The sequence below is a fragment of the Burkholderia sp. SRS-W-2-2016 genome, assembly GCF_001931485.1.
Classification (GTDB): Bacteria; Pseudomonadota; Gammaproteobacteria; order Burkholderiales; family Burkholderiaceae; genus Paraburkholderia.
In genome coordinates, this window is record NZ_MSDV01000067.1 from 15,923 (window position 1) to 40,873 (window position 24,951).

The 24,951-nt window shown below is 60.7% G+C and carries 17 protein-coding genes; 4 read left to right on the forward strand and 13 right to left on the reverse strand.

All coding sequences use genetic code 11. The features are described 5' to 3' along the window. Nucleotides 1-58 precede the first annotated feature (58 nt). Nucleotides 59-1,948, reverse strand: coding sequence for an alpha,alpha-trehalase TreF (gene treF, locus BTH42_RS28535; RefSeq protein ID WP_143752237.1), 1,890 nt, complete (start codon nucleotides 1,946-1,948; stop codon nucleotides 59-61). A 407-nt stretch (nucleotides 1,949-2,355) separates the two neighbouring features. Between treF and tatA the strand changes: the two genes are divergently transcribed. The 4 genes from tatA to BTH42_RS28555 all read left to right on the forward strand — a co-directional run bounded on the left by tatA (nucleotide 2,356) and on the right by BTH42_RS28555 (nucleotide 7,475). Then, entirely contained in the window at nucleotides 2,356-2,562 is a 207-nt protein-coding gene (tatA, locus tag BTH42_RS28540) for a Sec-independent protein translocase subunit TatA (protein WP_075304534.1), read from the forward strand. 203 nt (nucleotides 2,563-2,765) lie between these two features. Then, nucleotides 2,766-6,140 carry a PAS domain-containing protein gene (locus tag BTH42_RS28545; RefSeq protein WP_075304535.1) on the forward strand — a complete coding sequence of 1,125 codons (3,375 nt, stop codon included), beginning with the start codon at nucleotides 2,766-2,768 and terminating at the stop codon, nucleotides 6,138-6,140. Next, nucleotides 6,137-6,508 (forward strand): response regulator transcription factor, encoded by a 372-nt coding sequence (locus BTH42_RS28550; protein WP_075304536.1) that lies wholly within the window; start codon nucleotides 6,137-6,139, stop codon nucleotides 6,506-6,508. The genes BTH42_RS28545 and BTH42_RS28550 overlap by 4 nt, the downstream gene beginning before the upstream one ends. Before the next feature lie 121 nt (nucleotides 6,509-6,629). Beyond that, nucleotides 6,630-7,475, forward strand: coding sequence for an SDR family NAD(P)-dependent oxidoreductase (locus BTH42_RS28555; protein ID WP_075304537.1), 846 nt, complete (start codon nucleotides 6,630-6,632; stop codon nucleotides 7,473-7,475). Here BTH42_RS28555 and tssJ read toward each other — a convergent pair. From tssJ to tssC, 12 genes are all read right to left on the reverse strand, one after another. After that, nucleotides 7,454-7,978 (reverse strand): type VI secretion system lipoprotein TssJ, encoded by a 525-nt coding sequence (gene tssJ / locus BTH42_RS28560; protein WP_075304538.1) that lies wholly within the window; start codon nucleotides 7,976-7,978, stop codon nucleotides 7,454-7,456. The genes BTH42_RS28555 and tssJ overlap by 22 nt on opposite strands. 14 nt (nucleotides 7,979-7,992) lie before the next feature. Next, the gene (gene tssG, locus BTH42_RS28565; RefSeq protein WP_075304539.1) at nucleotides 7,993-9,102 is read right to left on the reverse strand and encodes a type VI secretion system baseplate subunit TssG; all 1,110 of its coding nucleotides are present in this window, start codon (nucleotides 9,100-9,102) and stop codon (nucleotides 7,993-7,995) included. Continuing rightward, nucleotides 9,099-10,913, reverse strand: a complete 1,815-nt coding sequence (gene tssF, locus BTH42_RS28570; protein WP_075304540.1) for a type VI secretion system baseplate subunit TssF — start codon at nucleotides 10,911-10,913, stop codon at nucleotides 9,099-9,101. The genes tssG and tssF overlap by 4 nt, the downstream gene beginning before the upstream one ends. Before the next feature lie 11 nt (nucleotides 10,914-10,924). After that, nucleotides 10,925-12,520, reverse strand: coding sequence for a type VI secretion system protein TssA (gene tssA, locus BTH42_RS28575; protein WP_075304541.1), 1,596 nt, complete (start codon nucleotides 12,518-12,520; stop codon nucleotides 10,925-10,927). Then, nucleotides 12,517-16,089: an ImcF-related family protein gene (locus BTH42_RS28580; protein WP_075304542.1), complete on the reverse strand. Its 3,573-nt coding sequence runs from the start codon at nucleotides 16,087-16,089 to the stop codon at nucleotides 12,517-12,519. Before BTH42_RS28580 ends, tssA begins: the two co-directional genes overlap by 4 nt. Before the next feature lie 23 nt (nucleotides 16,090-16,112). Continuing rightward, nucleotides 16,113-17,372, reverse strand: coding sequence for a hypothetical protein (locus tag BTH42_RS35065; RefSeq protein WP_143752238.1), 1,260 nt, complete (start codon nucleotides 17,370-17,372; stop codon nucleotides 16,113-16,115). A gap of 2 nt (nucleotides 17,373-17,374) precedes the next feature. Continuing rightward, a complete protein-coding gene (locus BTH42_RS28585; protein ID WP_075304543.1) occupies nucleotides 17,375-17,632 on the reverse strand; it encodes a PAAR domain-containing protein in 258 nt (85 codons plus the stop codon). Between the two features lie 85 nt (nucleotides 17,633-17,717). After that, nucleotides 17,718-18,242 (reverse strand): hypothetical protein, encoded by a 525-nt coding sequence (locus tag BTH42_RS35070; RefSeq protein ID WP_143752239.1) that lies wholly within the window; start codon nucleotides 18,240-18,242, stop codon nucleotides 17,718-17,720. Nucleotide 18,243: 1 nt separating this feature from the next. Continuing rightward, nucleotides 18,244-19,971 (reverse strand): LysM peptidoglycan-binding domain-containing protein, encoded by a 1,728-nt coding sequence (locus BTH42_RS34405; protein WP_083654960.1) that lies wholly within the window; start codon nucleotides 19,969-19,971, stop codon nucleotides 18,244-18,246. Nucleotides 19,972-19,983: 12 nt separating this feature from the next. After that, nucleotides 19,984-20,535 (reverse strand): hypothetical protein, encoded by a 552-nt coding sequence (locus BTH42_RS35075; protein ID WP_143752240.1) that lies wholly within the window; start codon nucleotides 20,533-20,535, stop codon nucleotides 19,984-19,986. Between the two features lie 3 nt (nucleotides 20,536-20,538). Then, nucleotides 20,539-23,301, reverse strand: coding sequence for a type VI secretion system Vgr family protein (locus BTH42_RS28600; RefSeq protein ID WP_083654961.1), 2,763 nt, complete (start codon nucleotides 23,299-23,301; stop codon nucleotides 20,539-20,541). Between the two features lie 94 nt (nucleotides 23,302-23,395). Then, complete coding sequence (gene tssC, locus BTH42_RS28605; RefSeq protein ID WP_075304544.1) at nucleotides 23,396-24,928, reverse strand: type VI secretion system contractile sheath large subunit; 1,533 nt, start codon at nucleotides 24,926-24,928, stop codon at nucleotides 23,396-23,398. Between the last annotated feature and the right edge of the window lie 23 nt (nucleotides 24,929-24,951).

Genomic DNA, 24,951 nt, shown 5'->3' on the forward strand with positions numbered 1-24,951 from the left:
GACTTCCAGGTGTCGCGGCCAAGGCGATCGACGCGATCGACCCACGCGATCAACTCGCCTAACGCCGCGCCGGCGAGGTACTGTGCGAGGTCTGCGGCGCGGCCGCCGCCGCTGACGCCGCAGCCGATACCCCCGCCGCGCCGCCCGGCAGATCGGCCGGCTTCGTCGAACTCACCGCCTCCGGATAGAGCTGCATCAGCACGCGCAACACCCCATTGGTCCAGCCGAAACCATCCTGCAGCGGGTACTCGCCGCCGCCCGCGGATTTGTCGTTCGCGTCCACGTCGTACTTCTCGACCAGTTTGCCGGTCTTCTGAAAGTACGCGACGTTGGTGCGAATCCAGCGCGTCGCGATCTCGCGCGCGAGGTCCGGCTCGCTGTAGCGGCGCAGCCCGATTACCGCGAGATATTGCAGCGGCGCCCAGCCGTTCGGTTCGTCCCATTGCTGGCCGGTGTCGGTCTGCGTGGTTGCGAGGCCGCCGGGACGCAGCAGGCCGTGGCGGAGCGTCTGCGCGACTTCGCGCGCCTCGTTGCGATTCGCGACGCCGACGTACAGCGGATACACGGTCGCGGCGCTGAGCCGGTGCGTGAGCGCGCGATGCACGAAGTCGTAGTCGCCGAACGCGTGCAGTTGCGGATCCCACAGCAGCCGGCGAATCGCATCGGCGCGCACGCGCGCGCGTTGTTCGAGGTTCTCCGCGTGGCTCGCGTCGCCGGTCACGCGGTAGGCCTTCGCGAGCGTGCGTTCGAGGTCGTACATCAGGCTGTTCAGGTCGACGGGGAGCAGCGACGTCACGTCGATCGTCGCGAGCGTCTTGCCGTCGGCGAACCAGCGCGAACTGAAATCCCAGCCGGTTTCGCCGCCCGCGCGCAGATTGCGCCACAGGTCCTGCGCATCGCGTTGCGAGATCTGCTGTGCGGTCAGCACATCCTCGCGATACGACTCGTCGCGCGGCGTCGCGCGTTCGTCCCAGTAGCGGTTGAGCAGCGTGCCGTCGGCAAGCCGCACCACATGGTGCGCGGCTTCGCCCGGCTTGACGCCGCCGCTGCCGGACATCCAGTACGCGTATTCGCGGCGCAGCTCGGGCAGATAGCGCGCGTAGACCTGATCGCCTTCCTTTTGCGCGACCAGCTGCACCATCTGCGCGAAAAGCGGCGGCTGTGAGCGGCTCAGATAGTAGGTGCGATTGCCGTTAGGAATGTGGCCATAGCGGTCGATCAACGTCGAAAAGTTCTTCAGCTCGTCGTCGACCAGCGCGTGCTGACCGCTCGCGTCGAGCCCCAGCATGATGAAGTAGGAATCCCAATAGTAGATTTCGTCGAAGCGGTCGCCCGGCACGATGTACGGCGCGGGCAGCGGCAATAGCGATGAATACGGACTCGCGCTCGCATCCGGATCGCGGCGCAGTACGTTCCACAACGTATCGATGTGCGCGGTGACGTTCTGGTCCGGATCGGACACATAGCGCTTCGCGGCGCGCGACGGCAGCGTGAAATGCCGGTCGACGAACTGCTTCAGATCGAATTGCGGCTGCGTGCGCGCGCTGTTGTAGTCGGCGACGAGCTGGGCCGGCGGCGCGTTGGGCACCATGTCGGCGAACGTCTTGCTGTCCGGATACAGATGCGCGAGTTCGACGTCGCGGTAGAGCTCGCCGTACAACTCCGACGGCGGCGTCGGCACGACCGGCGACGGCTGCGCGTGATCCGCGTTGGCGGCGCGCTGCGCGTTCGCGCTGCTGGCGGCGAGCGCATCGATGGTCGAGGCCGGCAGCGTCGCGGCGGGCACGGCCGATTGCGCCGGCGTGGAGGCCGGTGCGTGCGCCGGTGCGGTTTGCGCGTTCACGCCGGCGCTCGCGGCAAGGGCCAGCGCGGCGGCCGCGGATACGACAGCGCGGCGATAGCAGTGCGTCAGAGGAAAGGAAAACGGCGGAGCGTAACGGAATGGCATCGGCGGACCAGGTGAGGACGACGCGGGCGTCGACGTTGGCAATAGCATTGGCGTATTGGCGGGCCCCAGTGCGGATCGATCACACAGCGCACTTTTAATGCGGGCTTCGAAACGCACTTCGGTAGCAATTACGGGACCTGATCCTGGGCCAGTCGATCATTCGAACGCGTTTGCGGCATCGCGGCCAACCAAGCTGCGCTGGAATTGGAATAGGCAAAAAATAATTTCCGGGTAATAATTTCCGCGCTATCCGGCAGTGTGTTCAATGTGCAAACAGGGACATATAAAGCTTTGATTTTTATGGCAGAATCCGCGTCGGCTGCATGACTTGTCAAACCGCGAAGATCGGCACAGAGTCAGTGCGCAATTCTTACAGGTTCAGCATTTTTCTCGATTAAAGGTGTGATATGGGAAGTCTCAGCATCGGTCATTGGCTCATCGTTCTCGCGATCGTGGCACTCGTTTTCGGTACGAAGAAATTGCGTACCGCCGGTTCCGACCTCGGTAGCGCGGTCAAGGCATTCAAGGAGGGCATGGGCGATACGCCGGCACCGGCCACGAATGCCAACGCGGCCACGATCGATGTCCAGGCGAAGGACGTGAGCGCAAAGTAAGGACTCCGACTGGAGAATCCTGAGCGACCCAACCGGGCCGATCTCTCGAAGACCGCGAAGCGGTAGCGAGGATCGGCCCGGTTTGCGTTTACGCGCAGTTCGGCGGCCCGCGCGTCGACGCTCGCCACCAATACCAAAGTATGATGGGCCGCCGCTGCTGGATGGGGCATGCTCGTGTGCCGGCGACCGCCGAGAGAGAAAGCATGAACAACGAATTCAGCGGCGTCGCCGATCTGCTGCCGGGCCTGGTGTGGACAGCGCTGGCCGACGCACGCATCGATAACGTCAACCACGCGTGGTGCGAATACAGCGGGCAAAGTCCCGGCGAGGCCGTCGCTTCCGGATGGTCCGCGATCGTTCACCCGGACGATCTGCACGAAGTACTCGCCTGCTTGCGGATGGCCGCGGCGGCGGGCGCCACGACCGAAACCATCGCGCGCCTGCGCCGTCGCGACGGCCGCTATCGCCGCTTCGTGTTGCGCGCGCGTGGCGTGGCCGACGCGCACGACAGCACCGTCAAGCTGTACGGACTCGGCACCGATATCGACGAACTGGAAGCGAGCCTCGAACCGGCGGACCTGCGTCAGATCGATTTGCGCGCGATCGTCGACAGCATTCCCGCCTTTATCGGGCTCGCCGATGTGAGCGGCGGCGCCGAGTACTTCAACCGCTTTTCGCTCGACTATCTCGGCGTCACCCAGGAAGATCTGAAAGGCTACAAGGCGGCCGAAACCGTGCATCCGGACGACCTGCCGGCGGCGATTGCCTGCTGGGCCCGCGCGGTCGAAACCGGCGAGCCGTATGAATTCGTGCACCGGGTGCGGCGCGCGGACGGCGAATACCGCTGGTTTCACGTGCGCGGCCTGCCGCTCAGGGATAGCGATGGGCGGATCGTGCGCTGGTTTATCGTCGATGCGGATATCGACGAGGCGAAGCGCGCCGAGAGCCTTTTGACCGGCGAGAAGCAGTTGCTCGAACTGGTCGCGCGGGATCGCACGCGTCCCGACGTACTCGATGCATTCTGCCGGCTGGTCGAGAACACGATTGGCGGCTGCTATTGCGGCGCGATGCTGCTCGATACGAGCGGCCGGCGCATCGAACTGGCCGTGGGGCCTTCGCTGCCGTCGCCGTTCGTCGCCGCGCTTTACGACGATGCGGGCGAGCCCGGCGGCGATTCCTGGCCGACCGCCGTCCGTCTGCGGGAGCCGATCATCGCGGCCGATCTGTGCGCGTCCACGCACGCGGCGTCGACAGACTGGCCCGCGAACGCGGCGTCGTACGGCTTCAGATCGTGCTGGTCGATGCCGGTCGCCGCCGCGTCGGGTGAATTGCTCGGCGCGTTCACGCTGTATTTCGAGCGGTCGCGCTCGCCGGTCACGCAGGACTTCGCGCTGCTGGGCCAGCTCACGCAGATCGCCAGCATCACGGTCGAGCGGATGCGCTCGCAGCTGTGGCTCGAACAGGCGCTCGCCGACGTGCGCGCATCCGAGGACCGGATGCGCGACATCATCGACGCGGTGCCGAGCTTCGTATGGAGCACCGCGGCCGATGGCAGCGTCGACTTCCTGAACCAGCGCTGGTGCGAATACACCGGCATGACGCGCGAAGAAGCGAGCGGTTTCGGCTGGACCTCCGCGGTTCATGCGGACGATGCGGCGGGACTCGCGATCTACTGGCAGGCGCTGATCAAGTCGGGAGAGCCGGGCGAATACGAGGCCCGGCTCCGGCGCCACGACGGTGTGTATCGCTGGTTCCTGATTCGCGCGATGCCGCAGCGTAACGCGGCCGGCCAACTGCTGAAATGGTACGGCGCCAATACCGATATCGAGGACCGCAAGCGGGCCGAAATGCTGCTCGCCGGAGAGAAGCAGTTGCTGAGCATGATGGCCGGCGGCGCGTTGCTCGCGCCGGTGCTCGACGCGGTCTGCCGGCTGATCGAAACGATCCTCGACGGCTCGCTGTGCAGCATCGTGCTGATCGATCCGCGCCGCTCGCAACCGTCGCCCGACGGCGCGCCGGTACTGCACCTGCAGGCCGGCGCCGCGCCGAGCGTGCCGGCTGAACTGGTGGAGCGGATCGTCGGTCGCGAGGCGGATGCGCAGGCCGACCCGGTCGCGCTGGCGGCGCTCGCGAACCTGCCGATCATCGCGCCCGATCTGGCGCACGAACCGCGCTGGTCCGCGTGGCGTTCGCTGGCGGCTTCGCACGGGATCCGCTCGAACTGGTCGACGCCGATTGCCGCCGGTAATGGGACCGCCAACGGGACGGTCGCCGGCGTGCTGTCGATCATGCATCGGCAACCGACCACGCCCGATCATGCGCACGAGAATCTGATCGCCCGCTTTACGCATCTGGCCAATATCGCGATCGAATCCGCGCGCTCGGAAGCCGCGCTGAAACAGAGCGAAGCGTTTCTCGCGAAAGCGCAGCGGCTGAGTCTGACCGGCACGTTCTCATGGCGCGTGGATACCGACGAGATCATCTGGTCCGAGGAGATCTACCGGATCGCCGAACTCGACACGGCGCTCGCGCCCGGCTTCGAACTGATCTTTTCGCGCACTCACCCGGAAGACCTGCCGTCCCTCAACGAAGTACTCAGACGGCAGCGTACCGATGGCCGCGACTTCGAGCACGAATTCCGCCTGGCCACGTCGCCCGGGCGGGTCAAGCATGTGCATCTCGTCGCGCATGCGACACGAAACGAACACGATGAGCTGGAGTACATCGGCGCATTGCAGGACATTACGCAGCGCCGGCTGTCGGAGGAAACGCTCGGCAAGGTGCGCTCCGAACTCACGCATGTCGCGCGGGTGGCGAGTCTGGGCGTGCTGACCGCGTCGATCGCGCACGAAGTGAATCAGCCGCTCGCCGGCATCGTCACCAACGCCAGCACCTGCCTGCGGATGCTGGCCGCCGAGCCGCCGAATCTCGACGGCGCGCGCGAGACCGCGCGCCGCACGATACGCGACGGGCACAGGGCGTCCGATGTAATCCAGCGCTTGCGGGCGATGTTCGCGAAGCGAGGCAATTGCGCGGAACCGGTCGACCTCAATCAGGCGGCGCGCGAAGTGATCGCGATGCTGCTGGGCGAACTGCAACGGCACAACGTCGTATTGCAGCCGGAATTCGCGGAGAGTCTGCCGGCGGTCAGCGGCGACCGCGTGCAATTGCAGCAGGTGATCGTCAACCTGCTGCTGAACGCCGCCGATGCGATGCACGCGGTAACCGGGCGCCCGCATCTACTGTGCGTGCAGACCGGTATCGATGCGGACGGCCGCGTTTATCTCGCGGTGCGCGACAACGGCGCCGGCTTCGATGGTCAGGATACCGATCGGTTGTTCGAAGCGTTCTATACGACCAAGAGTGCGGGGATGGGCATCGGGTTGTCGGTGAGCCGCTCGATTATCGAAAGTCACGGCGGGCAGTTGTGGGCGGTCGCGAACGACGGCCCCGGCGCGTGCTTCGTGTTCGCGATGCCGCCGTGCGCCGACGCGGACCGCGCGGTTTCGGGCGACACCGCCAGCCGCGCCGAGCAGCGTGACGCACTGGTTGCCGACGCGAAGGAGAGCCGCCGATGAGCGCGCAGTTGCTCGTGGCGGTGATCGATGACGACGAGTCCGTACGCGAATCGCTCCCCGACCTGCTGACCGAATGCGGTTTTGCGGTGCAGGCATTCTGCTCCGCTGAAGCGTTCCTCGACTCCGGCGATCTGCACGCGACGCGCTGCCTGATTCTCGACATCGCGATGCCGGGCATGGACGGGCCGGCGCTTCATCGGGAATTGCAACGGCGCGGCTACCCTATTCCGGTGATTTTCATCACCGCTCACGGCGACAGCGCCGAGCGCCCGAAGCTGATCGCTCAAGGGGCGGTCGACTGTCTGCGCAAACCGTTCAGCGAGGCCGATCTGCTGCGCGCACTCGGCGCCGCTTTGCGGATGGAATGAAACGTCGTGCCGCACGTGTCGCAGCCGCTAATACACGCCGATACAAACCGGAAATACGCCTGATACGCGGCGATGCTTTGATAGCGGTTCCAGCTATCGACTCTTTTAAAAGGAAAGCACGATGACTCAGGCAACGTGGTTTATCACCGGCTGTACCGGCGGTTTGGGGCGCGCGCTCGCCGAAGCCGTTCTCGCGCGCGGCGACAATCTCGGCGCGACGACGCGCGACGCAAGCCGGCTCGCGGACCTCGCCGAACGATACGGCAAGCAGGTGCGCGTTTTCGAACTCGATGTGACCGATCCGCGCGCGGTGCGCGAAACGGTCGATGCGCTGGTCGCCCAGTTCGGCCGCCTCGACGTGCTGGTCAACAACGCCGGCTACGCGAACGTCTCCGCGATCGAGGATCTGACGGACGACGAACTGCATGAACAGATCGCGGTGAATTTCTTCGGCGTGTGCAACGTGACGCGCGCGGTGCTGCCGGTGATGCGTCAGCAGCGCTCCGGGCACATCATTCAGGTTTCGTCGGTTGGCGGGCGCGTCGCGGGACCGGGTCTCGGCGCTTATCAGGCGGCCAAATGGGCGGTCGGCGGCTTCTCCGAGGTGCTGGCAAAGGAAGTGCGCGAGTTCGGCATCAAGGTCACGATTGCCGAGCCGGGCGGGATGCGTACGCAATGGGCCGGTACGTCGATGACGGTGCCGGCGATCAGCGATGCGTACAAACCGGTGATCGAGCCGGTCGTTGCGCGGCTGCGTGCGAGCGACGGCAAGCAGCCGGGCGACCCGACGCGCGTTGCGGACGTGCTGATCAGTATTGCCGGTTCCGCGACCGCGCCGTTGCGCCTGCTGCTAGGCAGCGACGCGGTGGCCGTTGCCGCCGACGCCGCGCGCTCGCGGGCCGCGGAAGATGCACAGTGGCGCGGCGTGAGCGAGTCGGTGGCGTTTCAGGGGGATGGACGAGCCTGACCCTCCGCAATCAGTAGTTGATCCACCATTTCGAGCTTCAACGGCTTGTCCGCATCGAGCTTCTTTTTCTCGACCACGTATTTCCACCCGTTGCCCGCGCCCGGGTTCCGGTAGAACGCGACGACGGCCACATACTTCGTGTCGGCCTTCATCGGTTGCGACAGGCTGGCGGCCGCGCCTGGATTGAGTGCGGCCGCCATGCTGTCCTGCAGGTCCTGCGCGAGCACGGTGCGGTCGTTCTTCAGAAGATCGTCGTACGATGCGCCGTCGAACAGCTTGCGATCTTTCAACTGGTACACGCGCACCGCGACCGACGTCGCGCGTCCGGCATCGTCGGGATTCAGTGCTTCGCGTGCCGACAGATCGACGTCGAGTACCTTCACCTGTTTGTAGAACACGGCTTGATAAGCGCTCGATGTCGAGTCGGAAACGGTCTGCCACGCGCCGCAAGCGGACAGCAGCAAGACGGACGCGACGGTAGTCATGGCCAGACGGATAAACATCAACGGTTCCTCGATTAAGCGCGTTGCGGGCTCAGATAGGGATTGGGCGGCGGTACCGGAAAGGCTTCGCGCACACCGAGTGCAATGGTGATCATGCGTTCGTGTTCGGCGGGCAATACCGTCGTCCAGCCGAGTCGCGGTGCGGGTTCCGCGGGGGCTGTGCCGATCGTCGGCAGCGGCGCCAGTCGCGACGACACTTCCATCCGAAGATGAACATCGGCCTTGACGCCGACATACAGCTGCACGAACGCCATCAACTCGCGATGCAACCATGCTCCGGGCAGCAGGTCGTGCGCATGGCGAGCATTGTCGGGACGCAGCGTGACGCGCACGGCGCGGCTGCGATAGGCCAGCCGCCGGCCCAGCACATAACCGCCGCCCAAGCCCCGTTGTTTTGCGTTGCCCGGCTCCGGAACTGCTGGACGCGACGTGAGCGGCCGCGGTTGCCCCGCACCGGTGACCGCCGGGAAAAATTCGTCGACGCGTACATCGACACCCGGCACAGCGAGCGCGATCACCCCCGCGAGACCTTCGGGCGTGCGGGTCTTCATGCCGAGCAAACCGAGCAGCGCAAGCATCCGCGAATCGGGCACGCCCGCGCGTTCGGGTTTGCCGCCCCAGCCAAAGCCGACCAGACACAGCAGATTGCGCGAATGGGCGTCGCTGCCGCCGGGGCGAAAGCTCTCCGGGTAGCGGTATTTTTTCCAGGCCCAGTACAGCACGGTGACGAAGCGATGATTGAAGCGGTCGAGAAAGGCTTCGACGGCCTCGTGCCCTTCTTCGCGCAGCACGATGTCGTCGATCAGATGCGGCGGCATCGCGGCATCGACGCCGTACAGGCCCATGAACGTCGTGCGCACGGTCGGCGGCGCGGGCGGCCTGCCGTCGTGTTCGAACGCGTCGTCGTATTCGACCTTCGCGACTTCACCGGCCGGAAAGCCGACGCGCGGCCACGCGCCGAAACGCACGGGTTCGTGTTCGGGTGTATCGCGCGTGCCGAAGCCGGGACGGTCCGGCGCGCGTACTTCGAGCAGACGGCACAGCTGCATGAAGCTCATCCGCGGCGCGCGTTCGAGCAGCGCGGCGACGAGCGGCTCGACGTTGGGAAGATCGTGCGGTTTCATAGCGGCGCGCGTTGTGCCTTGCTGCGCGGCCAGACCGTGCGGGTTTGCGACGGCAGACTCACGATCGCAAGCTTCGTGAACAGATTGATTTCCGCGTACGCGGCAAAGAAGCGATGCAGCAGTTCGCCGAACAGCATCAGATCGCCGTCGCCGGCGAATGCCTGCGAATCGAGCGTTATCTCGATCAGCACGCCGCGCTCGACCGAGCCGCCCGACACCTCCTCGAGCAGCTCCTGCGAGACCCATCGAATGCCGGCCAGGCGCCGAGCGTTCAGTTCATCGCCGGTCCAGTCGTACAGCGCGAGCGCGCCGCGCAGCACTTCCGCGTCCATCATCGACAGGAAGTTCGGCGCCAGGTGGGACAGCACTCGCCACTGGAAGCGGTCGCCGGTCGGCGGATAGAGCGGCAACGTCGGGGCGACCAGGTTGCGCACGCCCGCCACGTTCGGCGTGCTCGCGGCGAGTTCGCTGAGGTTCGCTTCGCGCAGCCCCTTGCGCGGCAGCATCCCGTTGGTGCCGGTCACGCGCAGCGAAAGACTTTCTTCCGGCAGCGTGTCCCGGCTTTCCCACGCATGGCCGCCGAGAATCACCCACGTCTCATGCAGACCGGCGATGCCCGGACGCACGCGCGCATGGAAATAACGCTCCGGTGCCTCGTGACGCAGCATCCCGCCGCGATGGCGGAAGGTGGCGAACGGCACGTATTCGTAGCGCTCGGCGGTGTCGTGATCGAAGGTTCCGATTGCATCGACCGAATAGGTTTCGACGTGCTCGCCCTGATGACCCGCGGGCACCACGCGATACTCGGTGTCGTGATGGTTGATCTCGATCGGCTCCGCGTCGAGTTCGAACAGGTTGATCACCGGCGAGCAGAACAGCCGCAGGTTGTCCCGGCCGAAATGCTGGTCCGACGGATAAGCGGTCGTCAGAACAAGCTCGAGTTCGAAACGGGTCGTGCCGGCGGGAAGCTTCGCGACGTCGAGTCCGCACAGGTCGATGAACAGGAACTTCTCGCGAAACGAAAAGTACTCGAGCAGAAGCTGGTAGCCCGAGAACGCCGCATCGGCCTTCGGCCATAGCCGCTCTTCGGTCGAAAACCCCGCGGGCTCGATCGTGATGCCGGGTAGCGGCAGCGCTTCGCCATCCCGAACTTCAGGAATGCGACACAGCACGGAATCGAGCTGGCGCGTGAGCGCGAGATGCATCGCGAACGCGACCGGCAGATCGGCATTCAGATGCAGGCGCACGCGCGACAGATCGGTTTCCTCGCGGCGCGCCGAATGATGCAGCTCGAAGCCCAGGCGAATCACCGAGCGGCCGTCGTGGCGCACGGTCGGTCCCGCGTGCGTGATCGACAGCGGCTGGAGCTGGACGGCCTGGGTGGTCCGGTACAGGCATTGGACGGTTTTCGGCGTTGTGCCTTCGGCGCCTGCCGGCGGCGGAACATTGATCGGCGCCGAACGGACCGGTACACCAGCGGGTACGACTTCGGTTCTTTGCAGCTTTTCGCGCAGAGGAATCAGTTCGACGACCGACAGCGACGGAATCATGCGCAGATAGTGCGGCCATAGCAGGCTCACGAGTCCTTCGGTGAGCTCCGGCAATTCGTCGTCGAGTTTCTGTTGCAGGCGACCGGTCAGAAACGCGAAGCCCTCGTGGAGGCGCTCGACATACGGATCGCGATCGCCGACGCGGTCGAGGTTCAGCATGCGCGCGCGATCGGGATGCGCCTTCGCGAACTCCTTGCCGGATTCGCGCAGGTAGCGCATCTCGGCTTCGTAGTAGCGCAGGATGGGATCGTCTTTTTCCATTCGGGTATTTCTTATTGGAGAGTCAACGCGCGCGCCGGATCGAGCACGGTCAGTTCAGCCTGCAATTCGCCGATGCGGCGCGCGAGTGCCGGTTTGTCGGCATCCTTGCGATTACTCATTGCCTTGAATGCCCGCGTCAGTTGTTGCTTGACCTCGAAAACCAGGGCCGGCTCCCAGCGAGTGAGCGGCAGCGAGCGTGCGGCCGTATCGAGTTCGGCCAGCAGTGCGAGTGCGGTATCGGGACGGCCGAGATGATCGGCGACGCGCGCCATCACGAGTCGTTGCAGGTAGCGATGGCGATCCGTCCTCATGCCGGGCAGCGCTTCGAGCCACGCGAACGCGGCCTCGATGCCGTCCCGTGCAGCGAGCTCTCGCGCCTGCGCTTCGATCTCGGGCCAGTCGCCCGCAGTCCCGTCCTCGCTGCCGGCCGAAACCGGCAGCGGCGCGACGCTCTCGCCGGCCTCCAGATCGCGCACGACCGCATGGCGGGCAATCCATTCGAGCGTCGAATCGTCGGCGAACGGTGTGCCGTCGTTGAACGCCAGCCGTTCGATGCCCGGTAGTCGTTCGAGAAACAGCGCGAAGTCCGCGCGCAGCAATTCGCGCCACGCGTTGTATGGTGCGCCGACGTGATCGAGTGCGACGTGCTGAAAGTACTGCAGGTCGAACCAGAGATGATTGACGCCTTCCATGAACGCGCCCTCGACCCGTTCCAGCAGTTCATGCCACTGCTTCTGCAGCACGAGCCGTTTCATCTGCGCGCGCAGCTCGGCACGCGGCGCGATGAGCCGGGTATGCGATGCGGCATTCGATGGCGGAACCTCGTGCAACGTATCCCAGCGCACGCTGCGCACGATTCGCACCGACGACAGATAGCCGTTCTCCTGATCGCGCAGCCACGCGGCCATCGCACGGGCCTGATCGAGCAGATTCTGCGTTGAGCTGATCGACCCGGGCCCGCCGGACGGAAGCTTCGCCGTGACCGGCGATGCGGCGTGGACGGAGTCCGCTGTACCAGTACCCGCGATGCCGTCCTTGCGCTCGAACCTCGACACCAGCGGCTGCAGGTTCGGACGCGCGGCGTCGGACCAGCCGCTGGTCAGCGTGACCAGTACATCGAGCGCCGCAAGCGCGCGTTCGAGGTCCGCCGGCGCGAATTCACCGCGGCTTTCGAGGAGTTCCAGCACGCGGGTGGTCGCCAGCATTTCCAGCGCGCCTTTTCTCGCTTCGGCGCGCGCCGGTAGCGCGGTTTCACTAAAACGGTCAACGAGCGCGGCGGACAACTCCAGTCCGTCGGCAAAACCGGCCGGTCCATCCTGACGCAGCCGCGCGAATGCGTAGTAGCCGGCAAGACGCAGATCCTTGCCGGTCTCTTTCAGGAGCTGCTCGCACGCACGGACGATCAGCGTATCGTCGATCCCCGAGAGCTTGCCGGCTTCATCCTTGAGCGTGAAGAACGCATCCTCGTAACCGGGATCGCGGCCGACGCCCCCTTCGCCCGGCAGCGGCAGCAGCCACGACGCCCAGGTATCGAGGCGCTCTCGCGCGAGTTCGCCCGCGTCTTCGCGTGCGGGGAAAAGGTTTCGGAAAAGATCTCCGAGTTTCATTCGACCTCCGGGACAAAGCCGCGTGGTAAGGGTATGGCCGCGTGCTTCGCGGCGGCGAGCGCGGCGGGTGGCAACGGCGGCGGATTGCTCGCGGAAGGTTTGGGGCCTGGCTTTGCGCCACCGGTCACGAAGATGCGGGTGGGCAGTGCGAAGCGGCGAAGCTGCAGTACATCGAGCGGGCCGGCGCCGGCGTCGCTTCGCAATTGCACCTTGAGCGCAATGCCTTGGCTCGTGTCGGGCGCCCAGCTCAGCAGATAGCGCGCGTTGTCCTGCTGCGAGACCGTCGCGCGTTCGAGAAGGCGGATCAGCCCGAAGCGTCCCTGAGCGTCGAGCGCGGAGCGCAGACCGCCCTGCTCCGTCTGCCATTCGATGCGCGACAGGTTCTCCAGCGACTGTCCCGGCCACTCGAACGGCACCCAGTCCTCTTTCTGGTTGAAGTAGTTGAGCTGGCGCCCGGACAGCACGATTTTCATATCGGTCACGCCCGGTGTGGCGACGCCGCGCAGATCGAAGCGGATATGCGCATCGCCGCCCGGGAACATCACGGTCGACACACGCGTAAGCCGGTTCAGACTGTCGAGAAAGCCCGGAGCGAGCCGCAGCGCATCCTGTTGCGAGCCGCGGTCCGTACCTTGCGCGGCGACCCACCGGTCGCCCTGCCGTTCGATCACGCCGGCCAGCTGCGTCGTCACGAACTGTGCGATCACGCCGTTGTCCGGCCGCATGAAGCGCGCCATTTCGGGCAACGAAGCATCGTTCTCCGAATCGGCGAACGGATAGCGGCCGCCGAAGCTGCGATTCCAGTCGGCGAGGATCGACGTGCGCCAGATCTCGTTCAGACTTGCGGCCGCCGGTTGCACGACCGCCTGCCAGGTCTGGTCGAGTGGTGCCTGCAGCAACTGGCCGAAGCCGGCCCATTGCTGGCCCAGGCTCGCGGCAACCCGGCTCGCGTAGTCGCGGCTTTCGGCGATGTCCGACGTTTTGCCTTGTAGTACGGACTGCGCCGCGACGCGTGACATTGCGTCGGTATCGGCGCTGTTCACCATCTGCTCGATCTTTAGACGCATCGCGGTGACGCGTTCCAGGTAGCGGGCGAGACTCAGGTCGCCGGTTGCGGCTAGTTGGGCGGTGGCGTTGCCGGCATTGCCGGTTTTGCCGGGCGCGGCGGAAAGCAGGTCGCTGCCGGTCAGTCGCAGGATTGGGCCAAATGCGATTGCCAGTGGTGCGAGTTGCGGTTGTGCCTGTTTTGAAGGGTCTTTTTCGTCGGCGCCGACCAGTTGTTGCGCTTTGCTGATCAGCGTGTCGGAGAGCGATTGCGTGCTCGCGCCCGTGCCCGCCTGATAGACGATCGCGTTCATCAGCGCGACTAGTGGTGAGCGTTGCGGGTCGCCTAGTAGCGTGAGCTGGTCGGAGGTGGCCGATAGCGTCGGCGCGCTCTGCCAGCGCAGGCTGTTGAGGAACTGTTCCCAAGCGCGTGTGTAGTCGTCGAAATAGCGTTGGCGTAGTTCGTCTTTCAGCGTCGATGGCGGCTGATTTTTTGTTTTCGTATCGGACAGCACCCAGTCGCCGGCGACGTTGCCCTGCTCGCTTGCGTCGTCGATTGCCTTCGAGATGCGTTCTTCCCAGGCGGCGCGGGTAAAGACGCCCGGGATGGTTTGCGTCGTGTTGAACAGGCCTCGGCCGGTGGTGTCGCCGAGTAGTGTGGCCAGGGTTAGCGGCGGGTATTTGGGTTTTGCGTCATCGAGAATCTGCTGGTAGACCGCATCGGTCGAGTTCTGGATGCCGCGTACGCTGATGATCGTCTGGCGCGTGGACGCGACGAGGTTGCCGTCGGGGACGATGGCTAGAGATGAGCCGTTGGCTGTTACTCGATGGCCCAGGTGGTTGGCGAAGAAGGCGATGGTGTGCTCTCGCAGGTCTTCCCATGTGCCGGATGTGAGTGGCGAATTGGCTGGGCGTGAGGGGGCCGTGGTTGCGATTAGTTGGGGCGTTAGGAAGGCTGCTGCGGCGCGTTCTGGTTTCGCCAGCATCAGGTAGGCTTTGAGGGTGTTGTAGGCGGCCTGGGTTTGGGTATCGCCGCCGCTCGCGATTTCTTCATCGGACATCGAGGCGAGTTGGTGCAGACGGTCCTCCAGTTTCTCGCGGATCGGAGTAACCAATATGCGGCTCGCGGCGTTTTCGTAGGCTGGCCAGATTGCGGTGAGCAGCGCGTTGTCGCGGTTCAGTCCGAAGCGGGTTGGCCATGGGGCGCCGTTGCGTTGGCGGGTTTCCAGGGTGTCGATCTGGTCGCTGAGGATGTTGAGGGTTTGCAGTGAGTGGGTCGTGTCCTGGGGGCCGGCTAGTTTCGTGAGCGTGTCTCGCGAGGTAGCGATCGTTGTGCGGTTTGTGAGGCCGGAGATCGTCGTGCCGGCGATCCAGCAGGCAACCAGACCCGTCGTGATCCATGCGGCTGTCGTCGATAGCGAGAAGCCGACGCGGCGGCCGTGGACCGTGCGGCTGTGATCGGCGATTGTTTGCCACACTGAGCGCTGCGCGGGAACAATCGACTCGGCTTCCGTTTCCGCCTGATCGTCTGCTTTGTTGTTGGACTTCTCTAATGCTGTCAGCGGTGAAAACTCGCGCTTTTTGAAGAGCGGCGCAAACAGGAGTCCATGAATGGCCTGACGCCAGTAACGCGAATTCGCCGTCTGCAGTACCAGTGCCGACAAGCCATTACCGAGTCGCTCGATATGTTGCGAAAGTTGAGCCCGATAGCGATCGGCATTATCCTCACCAAGACGCGCGACGCCTGTGTCTGCAAGGTGGCGCATGAGACCCTGCAACGACGTGCGGATTCCATCGGCATTGACCCGCGTGTCCGCCCACGTCAGGCCTATAACTTCGTCAGGGCCTTGCGAAGCGGTGCCGAAATCTGTCACGTTCATCAGATACGCCGGAGCAGCCCACCGCAATGCCTTGGCATGACGTGCCAAACGTCGGGCAAGTGCATCGGTGTCGAAAGGGGCCTTGCCCGAGATGCGATTGTCCGTCACTGCCACAATCGCATCAATGGGGCGCCGACGACGCAGCCGACGAATCCCGCTAAGCCATTCGGTCTCGAGCTTGTCGGTAGTTTGCTTCGCGTAAAGCAGCACGGTGTCGCCCGCAATTGTGTAGCCGGTGTCAGTAAGACCGGGGGCCAGACGTTTGACCAGAGGCTCGTCGCCAGCCACAAGGACCCACTGTTCACGGTAGCGCCAGCGCCAGCCATGACGATCAACGAGTAGCCGCTTCAGGGACAAAATGCGATTGGCGCAAGTATCGGTATCGTAGGAATTTATCGGGAATGTTTGATGAGCGTGCTTAATCAACCACAGTCGGACGGAACGCCGCGCAATGGCGGGGCGCGAAGAATCACTGAAGCTGAACACGAGAAACAGGATCACGAAGAGCCCGCAAAGCAGAACAATTGCGGTGCTGCGATTTTCCGGTGCAATGCCAACCCACGCAGGTTTAGTCCAGGTAATCAAGCCAGGCAAGACGACAAGAAGTATGATCCCGAGGAGATCAAGTCTGAATTTTCGATTCATTTTGATTTGATTATTCAGGACAGTTACGGTGCCGCAACTACTGCCGACACAATATTAGTGCCATGCTGAACGACCAATAGTTGAGGGCTTCCCAATTGTCGGGAACAGGATGCCGCGCACGCAACCGCCAGCCAATCCGCCGCGCCTCCGGCATGGCCAACTGTCCGATCCATGTTCAACTCAGGAAGAGGACCTTCACGCGTGCTTGAAACGCCTGCTTCACGCAGGGCCGAATGAAAACCAGCTGTGGAGGCAGTATTCAGCTTGCTTAGCCAGGACCGGCTAATTGAATTCGGATCTACTTTCCCCCATCGCATGGCATATTGCAGCGTATTGGTCAAATTTTCCATTGACCCAGAAATCGGCCTGTGAATATAAGCAATAGGTTCCAAACTATGATGTTGAATAAGACGCTCTGGCACGAGAAGAAGTGCTGCGGCGGCCTCGGCGCTCCCTTCTGGAGGATTCTTTGCTAGAACCTCGTTTAATTGAATGGCCACCACAAACGTCGCGTGCGTCCGTATGCTCGCATTCGCGCTGTCTAACCACGAGTCGACATCTGCCAAACGCAGTTCGTCTGATCGAATGACAGTTGTCGCGGGTCGGAGATTCTGGCGACGCCAACTGTCAAGCCAAAGCGATGCTATATCCCCTTCGTACGCATTGGCGCTAACACTTATCCTGACCAAAAGAGGCACGTCACTCGGCAAGCTCGACAATGCATCACGCGACTTTTCCAGCAGTCTGTCCATTGACCAAGTCAATAGCTGTGTCTGGCGAATCGTATCTGGCCCACGTACCCAAGCGCTTCGATCCACCAAACGCGGCACGAACCAGCGCGCTAATACCGGACCCGGTTCAGCAATGGCTGGTTGTACTTTCAGTATTAGCGATCGTTCCGAGATTGCTTCAGCATTCTCTAAATTCTCGTCGTCGATATAGCAAAATGAGGCGCCGAGCACGGCGAACGGGATGCTTTCCCGTTCAAAAACAGCTTTCATGTACATCTTCCGCTCCTCGTTCCACGCTTGGGCATCAAGCTTGCGACCTTCGTACACGGCAAAGCGTCGTGATACGATAAATGTGGCAATACCTGCCGGATACAGGGTTAGACATACCCAAAACCATAGTGCTTTTGTAGGCTCGTCGTTTGGCCAGAGCAATACGACTGCGAAGACACCGATCAGCGTCAAAAAAAAGAAGACGATCGTCCACAAAAGACCCGACGGCGCGGCGTTCGGGAGATCTTGCTCCGGTGGTAAGTTAGAGAAGTCGATAGCCATTGTTATCGCGGGCCACTATTTGGCAACGACGAAATCAAATAGCAACCACATTCACATAAATCTCCGTGCTGCGCTACTTCGAGGCCGTTATCGAATGCTTTGGTCGTCGCCTTAGCTATACGATTGCCCCCATGGTACGGACACGTGACTGGATCCCCAACTCGGGCAACCGCGCGGCCCATAAAGAACTGGTTCGTCGAACCGCGCAATACTTCTCCCCCGGAATTTGTATTGTCGCCTTCGCGAATTATCCCCGCCATGGATTAGCCTCTCAATCCGAAAAATAAGATATTAGTTAATAAAAATGAAAAACGATTTCTTCGCCAGTTTGAGGGAGGCCGGTTCCTATTGTTTCATGAATCTGTCTTTGCAATTTGACTGCAAATCAGCATCCGTATATCGATAGATATCGACGACAATTTTTTTATCGTATTTTCGGCGAGCGAAATAGTGAATGCCTTCAGTAGAGGTGCATGTCGATAGAGAGAATGTTATCCCGTCAATGATCGCGTCAATGCTGTTGAGGGCTTTCTTTGCATCAATGTAATTTGGAATTCCAAATCCTTCAAGATTTTTTGAAATTGCATGAGGAACAGAAAGGGTGTATGCATACACCGACCGGTTTTCGATCGCGTCATAGAAGTTTGAATCTTCACTAACTGAGCCGGAAGTCACAATTCTTGCACAGCAGTGCATATCCCCCATCGAGTCGATGATTTTCAATTCAGCTCCATATTTTATTGATGGATTGGTGGTATAAAAGATTCCACCACTAACCATCCCAACTGAATGAATATCTGAATTTTGAGAAAATGCTGATGCTGTATGCCAAAAAAAAGCTACGATCGAAATATATTTTATTAATTTCATTTCATCTTCCTGTAATAGACCAGTGAGGTGGATCATCATCGAGTTTGTGAAATACAGAATATGTTGATCCAACTCGCTTCAAATCTGCGAAAGTATTAACCTCCACCGAATCCCCGTGAGCATCCAGGACATTTTTTCCAAAGAAGTTAGAAATCCGCATGTCTACAGCAAGCTTTCTATTGTGATTGGAATTTCTTGGCGGCGCGACGGGATTACTTCCGATTTGGTAGCCATCAACCATTTCCTGCGCCGCGTTTCTTGCACGGACCAGATCTGGCAAACCATTATTGTCCCGATGCGCCCAATCGATATTTATCCTTCTCTCTCCTGTCCAAACGGGAACTCTATCGGCGTGCTCTAGTCCTCTCGCAATCTGAGATGCATGGTACATAAGGTACGATCGTTCAATCGGCCGGTAAGTCGTGGAGATCCGAACGGATACTCCGGCGTTTCGCAGTGCACCTATGAACTGTTTTGCATTCGTTTTGAACGGTTCGACGAGATCGTCGAGATTGGTGCTTTGCAGAAATCTGCTGCACCAGACTTGTCCGCTAGGTTCACGCGCGTCCGAGCTCAACAACGTAACCGGATGTTGATCTTCGCTGCGCTGATGGGTCACATTAATCCCTCTCTCCCTGTTGGTGCTTGAGCCGGACGCCCGCGCTCGGGTTGCGGGACCTGCAGCACTTCCAGGTGCCGGTGGCGTGCCTGCCATCGGAGATGAGCCTTCGAGATTGTTTGCTCGCGGAGTGGATTGAGATTCAGACTGTGTTGTATGACTGTGCTGAGAACCAGGATTGTTATTGAGTGAATTCCGCGCAGGGATTCGTAAATGCTGCCGCGCGTAGATATGGTCTGGATCAATTAGACTATTTTCCGCCACGATCATGGCGACGGATACTCCGTACTTCGACCCAATGCCAGACAGCGTTTCTCCAGACCGAACGACGTGTACCGTCGGACGGATTTCTTCGTCTGTATCGTGAACACGCGGCTGGCTAGCCAACAAGTAGTACGGCGCCGTAAAGGTGTACGCGGGTGCGCTCGCTCCAGGGGAAAGAGTACCTATACGCTCGTGATCGTCTTTTTCTCGAGCGTAGTAGAGATTGACTTCCTTGCCGAGCAAACCACTATACAACCATGGAAGTTGGCCATTTTGGTCTGAGATCGTATCAAAGCTTTTTCCTCCACTTTTGAGACTGATCTTTTGATTCGAAAAGGGTTGACTTACCTTGTCAAGGAGTTGAACTTGGACTGGCTTTCCAAGTTTCTTGATAATCCCGGGAATCCAACCTTCCTGCTTCTCCATTGCGGCTGTAACAGCGTCGAACTTGTCGTCGGAAAGTGCGCCGACGACGTCACTCGACGATACTCCAGCCGCTTTCGTAACTATATCGATATATTTTTCTGTATCGTTCTCTGACGGGGGAGCATACTTGGTAATCATACCCCGGATGGTACTGTCGCCATACACCAACTTGAGAACCTTTTGATGTGCGGCCATTCCTGCTGCCCGGTCGGGAAAAATGACGAACGGCACCCGTGACGTACTCGTTCGGAAACCATAGCCAATCGCGTCACTCATCAGGTAGGTTGTCGGCTTCGTTACATTACCAGGGTTGTTCATGCGCCATGCGAAGGAGCCGCCTATATATAGAGTTTCACTTCCATCCTCGTCAAGGTAGCGAACCGTCTTATTTTCTCTATCATACGTCGCGCTTACAAACATATCCGTAGTTTCCTATTTCCGGAAAAATTCTTTGACTATGGCATAATTCGCGTCTATGTAGGTCGCTTCGGTCTGGAACTTCGCTACCTGTTTAAACCGCGCGACATCTGTGTTTTCATTGAAACGAAATACTTTGAAAACAACATGAGATGCTTTTAGGTAAAGTTCCGGAGAACTAAGGCCTTCTTTTGTCGCTTGAACCACGAAAATATTCCCGTTTAGCCCTCGATAGATCCCAATCGCCTGTATTGACGAGTCTGCAGATTCCTCAGTACGGAATGATGGAAAATCCTGATCGGGCTGGTCAACGAGAACCTGTTGCCATGCTTCAGCGGAGCTTTTCGGTAGCAGAAAGCTCGTGTACGTTTCATAACCGTGAGCCGTCGACGTCCCAACCGCTGCCTTGATGATTCTTAGCGATCCTTCATTGGTAGGTACGTCATTTGAGCCATAAAGCAACTTGATCTCGGATGTTATGGGGGGCTTTGCAAAGTCTTCGGCCCGCAAACCTGTAGCACACGTAGCTATGCCGACAAAAAATAGAAAGCGAGTTATAGCTTTCACTTATCATTCCTCCCCGTCAACAATTGCCTGGGCCACTGTTGGGTCGCTATACACGAGATGTTCCAGAAGTGACAGCTGGAATTGTTCAGATCGCGAATCGCCGCCGGTCCTATTCGGCGTAGAAAATTTCGATTGCAGCGGTACACCATCCTCCCCTGTATCAACGGAGTTCGTCTGCATATCAGATGCGAAATCGGCAAGGCCTGTTGTCAATTCAGGCGAGTGATCGCTGCCGCAGTCGCAGCCGTCAGCATCAGCCTCGTTCATGGACCACGGGCCCTTTTGCCCAAGTAGCACCGTTAGTGATTCCGAACTTCTGTGATAGACCCGTTGGGTTGCACCCTGTCCATCCGTCACGCCTTTCGCAACCGCACTGCCGTTTTCGTCCAAGAATTGGTAAGGAATCGAGGTGCCGTCTCCGATCCACTCTTCGAGTTGCTTATCAAGAACGACCTGCGTACTGAACATTGCAGGAATCTGGCCTGGCCACGGAAGATTCGAATTGGAGATACTTGCGGGGCCTTCCCAATGGAAATTTCCGCACTTGAGCGTTATATCTCCGGGGCATCCTAGTTCGATGCTCCCGTTGTCAAGTTTGATATATGCTCCGCCGCTTGTGAGCGTCAACGCCTGCTTCGACGCGATGCTGGCTTTTCCGCTCACGCTACTCATCGTTACATCGTTCTCGGCGTTAAGTATTAGCTTTCCAGCATGAGCCTGAGCAATCAGATCTTTCGCGCCAGCAATCACCTTTACTCCATCGGTCTGCGCAAAGAGCGACAATGCATTCCTTGCTGCGAGCCGTACATCTTGCATGGCGCCGAGATCGATATCAGTACCTGCGGTGAAAAACAAGTTCTCGCTAGCACTAACTTGCAGGTGCTGGCCGCTGGTGAGCGCGATCCCGTCGGGCGCACTAGCAAGCAATACAGACTTCTGTAGACCGGACAACCTGTCTTCGAGCAAGCGTTGCTGGTTTTGGATGTCACTGGCAAGGGCTTGAGCAGCCTGAGCAGCTTTTGATAAGGCCTTCATTTGAACTAGGGCCTCTTGTAGCTGGAGTTGTGCAGAGGCTATGTCCAACTGCTTGCCGCCTGCTTTTTCCTGAGCTTCGGCGGAAATGAGCACGCCCTTCGCCCCCCGCACGGCCACGTGCTCATCCGTACGCAGCTCCGCGCCCCGCCCCCTTTCCTTCCGCTCCCCATCAACCATATGCCCCAAATTGAGCTCACTGGTCTGAAACGGCGTCGTCAGATGGATATGCTCGATCCCTTCCTTATCCTCCATCCGCAACTCATTCTGCGCGGCGGTGCGGATAAGATTGCGGGTATTGTTGAGATTGGTGACAAGATCGGGATGCAAGCTGTCATGCATGGCCCCGACGATGACGGGCCTATTCGGATCGGACGCAGTAAACACAAGCGCCACCTCCGCCGAATCGATCAACGGAAAGTGATGCCCATAATTGTCCCCGCTATACGGCTTCGCAAAGCGCACCGGCCGGCTCGTCCCACCCGGACTCCACTCATCCAGATCGAACGGCAGCTTGATGACATACCACCCTTCCTCGGTGAGATACGCATATTTGTAATCACCAGGCGAGGTGATCCGCGCCGGCAGAATGCCGGCAATAGTGGGCCGCCGGATCGTATCCATCGAAGTCCGCCAGACCCGATCGGAAGGAATCCCCTCGAACGTCACCCGATACGATTCGTTACGCGCCCCACGCGAGCGCACCGACGTGATGAAAATCCCATGCTTCGCATCGACTGGAACCGGGTCGACCTGCATAACCTCACCCGCTTCCAGCCAATAAGGATTACCGGTGCCGATAAAAGTGATCTGCGTCGCCAGATGTGCCTGATGCCTGAGCCGCGCGAGATTGACGCCCTCTTCCGGCGTCTCGTAATGCTCACCCCAGTGATAGTCGACCGCATCCGTAGTCGTATCGCCCTTCGCCGCATTCTCTTCGACGAGCAGCGACACATCGGCTTGCCGATGGTTGTAATCGTGCAGCCGGACCGACTCCGCCACACGCTTCGTGCGCCGCCGCAGGGTCTTGATCGAGTCGGCGCCGACACTCTCGAGCCCCGAATCCCGGCGATGCGGTACGACGCGCTGCTTGCGCGCGTACGCATCCAGATCGTCGCCAAAAACGATAACCGCGTAGTCCTTCTTCTGCTCCCACCGGAACCAGATGCCCTCTTCCGCGCAGATACGCTGAATGAACGCGAATGTCGTTTCGTGGTACTGGGTAACGTACTCGTGGCGCTTGTATTTGCCCCGCAGATTGAAGACGAAATCGACCCCGGCGCGATAGCCATAGTGACGCAGCGTATCGGTGATGATCTCCTCCACCGACTGTTTCTGGAACAACCGGCTCGTCGCCCCGCGATCGAGATCGGCCAGCTTCGGCTCGACGATCACCCGGTAACGCGTTTCATCGGCGGAAGTCTCGCACTCGTCGAACTTCGTGACGATCCCGTGGATGGTATGCGCAGGCGGCATCTTGCTGTACTTCTCAGCGTTCTCGCCATACATCCTGCGCAGATTGGCCATATTCGGATCGATCGGCGCGATGACAAACCTGGCGGGCCGTCCGATCACCTGATCCATCGGAATACCCGCCATCGGGCTTGTGAATTCGATCTCGTACCGGTACAACTGGCTGATCCTGTCGACACCAGTGAATTTCAGGATCGAGAACGGCGCCGGGTGCGGCGCCAGCTTCAATTCATAAGCCTGCAGCGGCATGACCATCAACATCGGATACCTCATCAATACACGAATACAACGACATAGCCGTGGCACTAATCAGTGCCACGGCTAGTTCATGCTGAAAACGTCAGATCAGTCCGGCTCAGCTTTTGGCTTTCGGCATCTGCGACACCAGCGACAACCCGATGTCCATGCCCTCGACCTGGAAGTGCGGGATGATAAAGAGCTTGATGCGGAAGAAGCCCGGGTTGTCCTCGATATCTTCCACCGTCACCTTTGCGTCACGCAGCGGATGCGAGGCCTGCAGGTCATCGCCCGGATCCTTCATCTCGGTGACGAGACCCTTGATCCAGTTGTTCAGCTCGAGTTCGAGCAGACGACGGTCCTTGGTCGTTCCGATGTTCTCGCGCTGGATCAGCTTCAGGTAGTGCGCAATGCGCGAGAGCAGGAAGATGTACGGCAGGCGCGCGTTGATGCGGCTGTTGGCCGTCGCTTCTTTCGTCTCATACAGCGCGGGCTTCTGCGCCGAGTTGGCCGAGAAGAAGCATGCGAAGTCGTGGTTCTTGTAGAACGACAGCGGAATGAAGCCGAGATTCGCGAACTCGAACTCGCGCGTTTCCGGAATCAGTACTTCCGTCGGGATCTTCGGCTGGACGCCGGTGCCGAGGTCGTACAGATGAAGCGGCAGGTCCTCGATCTTGCCGCCCGCCTGCGGGCCGCGGATCTGCACGCACCAGCCGTTGTTCACGAAGCTGCGTGTCATGTTCGCGGCAAACGCGAACGACGCATTCACCCACAGGTAGCGGTTGTGGTCCGGGCCCTTCACCGCTTCTTCATAGTTGAAGGCTCGCACCGGCACCGTGTCCTTGCCGTACGGCAGACGGCCTAGCACGCGCGGCATCGTCAGACCGACGTAACGAGCGTCGTCGGTGTCGCGGAAGCTCTTCCACTTGATGTACTCGGCGCGGTCGAAGTAGTTGCCGATATCCTGAATGGCGGCCACTTCTTCCATCGACTGCTTGCCGAAGAACGCCGCGCCCACCGAGCCGATGAACGGCATGTGAGCGGCAGCCGCGACCTTCGAGATGTTGCGCAGCAGTGCGATGTCCATCGGCGAGTTCGCGAATTCGAAGTCGCTGATCATCGCGCTGATCGGCTGGCCGCCCGGCGTGTCGTATTCCTCGATGTACGTGAGACGATACAGGCCGCTCTGGATCAGTTCCGGCGTGTCCTCGAAATCGCGCTGCAGCGCGTCCTTCGACACGTCGAGTACTTCGATGCGCGCGTTACGGCGGAAGTCCGTGCGCGACACGAGCAGTTTCAGGCCGCGCCAGCGCCCTTCGAGGGCCTGGAATTCCGGCGCGTGCATCACCGCGTCGAGCTGACGGCTGATCTGGCGATCGAGCTGGCCGATATGGAAGTCGAGCAGCGATTTGTCGAGGCGGTCGACCGGCTGGCTCGATTTCGCCACGAGGTCGAGAAACGCGCTCATGCCGCGCGCAATGCGTTCGTCGGCCGATGCTTCGGACAGCATGTCGCTATCGCGAAACGCTTCGAGCGGACGCGCCTCGGCGACCGGCTTCAGGTTGATCTTGTCGCACAGCGACGCGTAGACGCTGTCGTGTTCGAGCACAACGGTTTCCGTCGTGCCCTGATGGGATTCGTTCTGGTTCATGGTTGGTCCTGTCTGCGTGGGTG